General features: G+C 73.1%; 3 protein-coding genes and 1 pseudogene. All 4 read right to left on the reverse strand.

Annotated features, from left to right (window positions below):
• Window positions 1-228: hypothetical protein (locus Sya03_RS30600; protein WP_203941942.1), on the reverse strand; the 228-nt coding region annotated here is incomplete at its 3' end.
• A gap of 141 nt (window positions 229-369) precedes the next feature.
• Window positions 370-2,592 (reverse strand): cell division protein FtsK, encoded by a 2,223-nt coding sequence (locus Sya03_RS30605; RefSeq protein ID WP_203941943.1) that lies wholly within the window; start codon window positions 2,590-2,592, stop codon window positions 370-372.
• Window positions 2,592-2,912 (reverse strand): hypothetical protein, encoded by a 321-nt coding sequence (locus Sya03_RS30610; RefSeq protein ID WP_203941944.1) that lies wholly within the window; start codon window positions 2,910-2,912, stop codon window positions 2,592-2,594. The genes Sya03_RS30605 and Sya03_RS30610 overlap by 1 nt, the downstream gene beginning before the upstream one ends.
• 90 nt (window positions 2,913-3,002) lie before the next feature.
• A pseudogene (locus Sya03_RS30615) lies at window positions 3,003-3,635 on the reverse strand (hypothetical protein); the annotation flags it as partial.

Genomic DNA, 3,635 nt, shown 5'->3' on the forward strand with positions numbered 1-3,635 from the left:
GTGCTCGCCGCGCAGGTACTCGTAGACGCGGCGGCCGATGCGGACGCGGCGGCCGGTGCCCTCGCAGCAGGGGCAGAGCCGGAACGACTTGCGCGAGACGGGGCTGTAGAGCTTGGCGGTGCCCTTGCAGCGGCGGCAGTGTCCGAAGGGGAAGATCGCGCAGGCGATGATGTAGAACGCTGCGTAACCGAGCAGGGCGAGGCTAGCTAGCAGGGCCGGGGAGTCCACGGAACGCCTCCTGAGGGCTGTTTCGGGGTGCGCGGGGGTGGCGCCGCTAGGAACTAGGGCGCTGATCAGGAATCGGATGGGGCGCTAGCGAGGCCGCTAGGTCTAGCGGGTGGTGGCGCTAGACCTAGCGGCCGATCGCGGCTATCCGGCGCGGCGCTGGCGGTCACGCTCCGCGATCGCATCGGTGATGTGCTGGCGGTCGATGCCGCGCCGGTTGGCGCCCTTGCCGGTGGCGGGGTCGGTGCCCCAGACCTGGCCGGTGGTGATGCCGTAGGGCTTGAGCGCGGCGGTGAGCTGGTCGCGGGTGAGGTCGGCGTACGCCTCGGGCCGCAGCTCGGTCAGCCGGTCCACGACGGTGTCGGTCCACACCTTCGCGTCGGCGGCCGGGATGACGGCGAGCACGTCATCGAGCAGCGTGTCCCGCCGCACCGCGGGCGTCTCGGGTGCCTGGCCGGCGGCGTGCCCGATCAAGGTTCCGGCGGCCTCCCTTGCCGCGTGGGCACGGGTGATGATGGCCTCGACCGTCGGGCCGTTCAGGTAGTACGTCTTGGTGATCTGCGCGTCGTCGGCCGAACCGACCAGGTAGCCGAGGCCGAGGTCCCGCTTGGTGAACATGGTGGCCCGGACGCCGTTCTTGTAGGCCGACGTACCGAGGATCATGTCGTTCTCGAGCTGGCCCATGACCCGCAGGCAGAACCGCGTCCCCGCGTTCGCGGAGACGCCCGTCGGCAGGCTCTTCGCGTCCGGGCGCTGGGTGGCGATGATGAGGATGACGCCCAGCGCGCGGCCGAGCTTGATGATCTTCTCGGCCAGCTCGCCGGCCTCCTTACCAAACTCCGGGTGGGAGAACAGCTCCTGCACCTCGTCCAGGGCCACGACCAGCCAGTGCAGGCCGAGGCCCTTGCGTCGGGCCAGCTCGGCGGTGACCTTGTTGTCCGGGCAGACGTGCTTGGGCAGCCGCTTGATCGTGGCGGCCCGCTTGGCGCACTCCTTGCGCAGCTCGCGCAGGGCGATCAGCCCTGCCTCGGCGGTCTCGTCGTCCTGGCCGGAGGCGTACCGGGCGCAGACGCGCTCGATCGGGTCGAGCCCGCCGGTGCCCTTGAAGTCGAACGCCCAGATCTCGGCGTACGGGTCGAGCGCGGCCACCACGAGCGGGAGCTGCGTGGCGGCGGTCTTGCCGTAGCCGGGGATCGAGCCGATCAGCACGTTGGTGTACAGCAGCTCGATCATGACCGGGCGCCCGCGCGGGTCGGTGCCGAACGGGAACGCCTTGCCGAGGTTGAACGTGGTGGCCTTGAGCAGCGGCCAGGGCGCGGGCTTGCTGGTCGCCATGTCCTGGTCGCCGACCCACAGCACGAGGCGGCCGGGGTGGACGTCGGGGCGGCCTTCCGGCCATACGCAGCCGAGCGGGCGGGACAGGCCGGAGGCGAGGCGGGCGCGGTCCTCGATGACGTCCGAGGCGGTGACGCCGGGCGGGAGGTCGACCTCGGCGCGCCACCCCTTGCCGTCGCGGGCGATGGGTGCGGGGAACGCGATGGCCTTCGGCCCGTCGCGGCGAATGGCCTGGTTGATGCCGGCGATGCCCATGACGGACAGCGCGCGCAGCACGATGTCCGACGTCAGCGGCGGCACCGGCGCCGTCACCACGGCCGTGTCGAGCAGCGGCTTGTCGGCCGGCGACCCGATCACGCCGAGCACCCCCACCACCGCGGCGAGGACGCTCCACTGGATCCGGGGGGCGGCGACCAGCAACGCGCCGACGGCCACGAGGAGCCCGGCGGCGAGGCCGATCGTGACGAGACCGCGCCAGCGGACGCGGCGGTCGCGCTTGGTGCTGAGTCGGTCGTACATCTTGGCCTCGTCGGGCCGGTCGATCGCGGCACGCACGATGGCGTGCCGGACCGGGTCGCCTTCCATGTCCCACAGCCAGCGGTGGTAGCCGACGCACACCCGGCCGAAGCCGCGCGGCGACCGGACGAGCAGCTTGGCGGCGTACTTCGGCAGCCGTACGAGGTGGTAGCCCAGGCTGTGCCCGGCGAGCCCGGTCGCGTAGGCGAGATTGCCGACGAACTCGGCGCGCGAGCGCAGCCACGGCGGGATGATCGGGCGCCGCTCGGCGTCGCGCAGCGCGGCGAGCGTGAGGCGGGGTCGGCGCTGCGCGGCGGCGCTGTCGACGAGCAGCGTGCCACCGTCGTCGTCGGTGTCGTCAGCGGCGGTGGTCGCTGTCGCGGTCGTGTCGTCAACGGTGTCGCCGGGTCGGGGCGGGTTGTCGCGGCGGTGGCGGGCGGCGTTCAGGTCGACCACGTCAGCCTCGGCGGCGGCCCAGTCGAAGTTGTCGCCAGCGCCGTGGTTGGGCGTCGTCATCAGGGGCGCTCCTTCCAGGAGACGGGGCAGGTCAGGTGGCCGTCCTTGTCGAGCTGCCAGGGCAGCTCCCACGTCAGGTGGCGGGCGGTGAGCAGCCGGGCGGCGGCGTCGAACTCGGCGTCACCCGGGCGGCCGTAGAGGTCGGCGGCGCGCGAGCGCGGCAGGTCGAGCCACTCGCGGCCCTCGGTGTAGTCGATGAGCAGGCGGTAGCCGCCGTCCGGGTGGTTGGCGATGGTGGCGCGCTGTGGCGTGCCGAGGATGAGCGCGACCGGTCCGACGGCCCGTAGGCGACAGCAGAGCGCGCGGAGGGATGGGAACATCTGGGGTCTCTCCAGTCGGTTGGTGCCGGTTGGGAGGGCCGGGGCGCGGCCGATGGTTTGCGAGGCCGTGAGGCCGCGCCCCGGGCGAAGTCAGGCCGCGGTGGGGAGCGCGTCCGGCGTGGTGGTCGGGCGGGGCCAGTACCGCTGGACGGTGCGTTCGGAGACTTTGAGCCGGACGGCGATCTGTGCCGGGGTGGCGTCCGGGTGCTTGCTCAGTGCCAGGGCGACCCGTTCCGAGGTGCTCCCCTGCGCTGTCGTCGTGGCGGGCTTGGCGGTGGGGTTGGTGGTCTTGCGGGGTCGGGTCGGGGCGGGTGTCGGGGCGGCCGGCGGGGTCGGTGTCGGGAGGGTGCCGCGCAGGGCGGCCCAGGCGGTGGCGATGCGGCCGGACGGGTAGGCGGCGCGGCGGGCGGCGCGGGCGGTGTTGTAGCCGGTCCAGGCGGCGGCGGGGTCGGTGATGTTGTGGTCGATGGACCAGCGGCGGGCGGCCCATGCGCGGATGGGAAAGGCGCGGATGCGTTCGGCGGAGAAGGTGGCGCCAGCGCCGTCGACCACGCCCCGGTCGAGGAGCTGCACGTGCTGAGCGCGGCGGGTGTGCAGGCCCCACAGCCACGGCGAGAGCAGGGACAGCAGCCCGAACGCGACGGCAGCCGCGGTGGGCCGCATGCCGTCGTGAGCGAAGTGGGCGTAGTTGATGCCGGCCACCGCGGCGGCGATGGCGTAGGA

Source organism: Spirilliplanes yamanashiensis, assembly GCF_016863475.1.
Lineage (GTDB): Bacteria > Actinomycetota > Actinomycetes > Mycobacteriales > Micromonosporaceae > Spirilliplanes > Spirilliplanes yamanashiensis.

Coding starts and splice junctions, on each gene's coding strand:
- Sya03_RS30610 (WP_203941944.1), bottom strand. CDS start 2,912: ATGTTCCCATCCCTCCGCGCGCTCTGCTGTCGCCTACGGGCCGTCGGA.
- Sya03_RS30605 (WP_203941943.1), bottom strand. CDS start 2,592: ATGACGACGCCCAACCACGGCGCTGGCGACAACTTCGACTGGGCCGCC.